Source organism: Spirillospora sp. NPDC049652 (genome assembly GCF_040675125.1).
Taxonomy (GTDB): Bacteria; Actinomycetota; Actinomycetes; order Streptosporangiales; family Streptosporangiaceae; genus Spirillospora.
The window spans coordinates 1-1,699 of sequence record NZ_JBFAOF010001263.1 but is presented as its reverse complement, the minus strand read 5'-3'; the positions used below and the strand labels follow the sequence as shown (position 1 = coordinate 1,699).

At 74.6% G+C, this 1,699-nt stretch carries 1 protein-coding gene; it reads right to left on the bottom strand.

The window, feature by feature from the left end:
- Nucleotides 1–1,699, bottom strand: a 1,699-nt coding sequence (locus AB0J52_RS39245; protein WP_500188165.1) for an ATP-dependent Clp protease ATP-binding subunit, incomplete at both ends; no start/stop codon positions are given.

Sequence of the window (1,699 nt, the reverse complement as noted above, 5' to 3'; positions counted from 1 at the left end):
CCTCGGTGAGCTGGCCCGCCTCCTCGTAGCCGACGTAGCCCGGCGGCGCGCCGACCAGCCGGGCGACGGTGTGCTTCTCCTGGTACTCCGACATGTCGACGCGGACCATGTGGTCGACGCCGCCGAACAGCACGTCCGCCAGGGCGCGCGCCAGCTCGGTCTTGCCGACGCCGGTCGGGCCGAGGAACAGGAAGCTGCCGATCGGCCGGTCCGGGTCGGCGAGGCCCGCGCGCGAGCGGCGGACCGCCTCGGCGACCGCGTCCACCGCCCGGTCCTGGCCGATGACCCGCTCGTGCAGGTGCTCCTCCAGGCGCAGCAGCCGGTCCCGCTCCTCCTCGGTGAGCTGCGCGACCGGGATGCCGGTGCGCCGCGACACCACCTCGGCGATGTCGGTGGCGGTGACCTCCGGCGACCGGTCGCGGCCGTGCCGCGCCGACTCCAGCTCGGGCCGCAGCCGGTCGATCTCGCCGCTGAGCTCCTTGGCCCGGTCGTAGTCCTCGGCCGACACCGCCTGGTCCTTGTCGCGCCGCAGCCGCTCCAGCCGCTGCTCCAGCTCGCGGACGTCGTCGGCGGGCACCGCCGAGCGCAGCCGGACCCGCGCGGACGCCTGGTCCATGAGGTCGATCGCCTTGTCCGGCAGGAACCGGTCGGTGACGTACCGGTCGGACATGGTCGCGGCGGCGTCCAGCGCGTCGTCGGTGATCCGCACCTGGTGGTGGGCCTCGTAGGCGTCGCGCAGCCCGGCGAGGATCTCCACGGTCTGCGCGACGGTCGGCTCGGCGATCAGGACGGGCTGGAACCGGCGCTCCAGCGCGGCGTCCTTCTCGATGTTCCTGCGGTACTCGTCGATCGTGGTCGCGGCGACGACGTGCAGCTCGCCGCGGGCCAGCGCGGGCTTGAGGATGTTGGCCGCGTCCATGCCGCCCTCGGCCGACCCCGCGCCGACCAGGGTGTGCACCTCGTCGATGAAGATGATCAGCTCGTCGGAGTCGGCGCGGATCTCGTCGATGACCTTCTTGATCCGCTCCTCGAACTCGCCGCGGTACTTGGAGCCGGCGACCATGCCGGTGAGGTCGAGCGCGACGACCCGCTTGTCCTTGAGCGGGTCGGGGACGGTGCCGTTGACGATCCGCTGGGCGATGCCCTCCACGATCGCGGTCTTGCCGACCCCGGGCTCGCCGATCAGGCACGGGTTGTTCTTGGTGCGCCGGGACAGCACCTCGACGGCCTGCTCGATCTCGTCCTCGCGTCCGACGACCGCGTCCAGCCTCCCCCGCCGGGCCTCCTCGGTGAGGTCGCGGCCGTACTCGTCCAGGGTGGGCGTCTCCGTCCCGCCGGCCTCCTCGCCGCGGGCCGTCCCGCCGGACGGGCCGGACCGCTGCCGCTGCCGCTGCTCCCCGGCCAGCGCGGTGCGCAGGTCGTCCGCCGAGACGCCCTGCGACGCCAGCAGCCGCGCGGCCGCGGCGTCGGGGTTGGCGGCGAGGGCGAGGACGATGTGCTCGGGCCCGATGTAGGACGAGCCGAGCGCGTTGGAGATCCGCTGCGCGTCCAGCAGAGCGCGCTTGGCGGACGGCGTGAAGGTCGTCGGCGGCGACCCGGGCGTGCCGGCGAGGGCCTCGTCGATCGCCTTGGTCAGGCCGTCCGGGTCGGCGCCCGCCGCGCGCAGCAGCGCCCGCGGCGGGTCGGCCTGCGCGGCGGC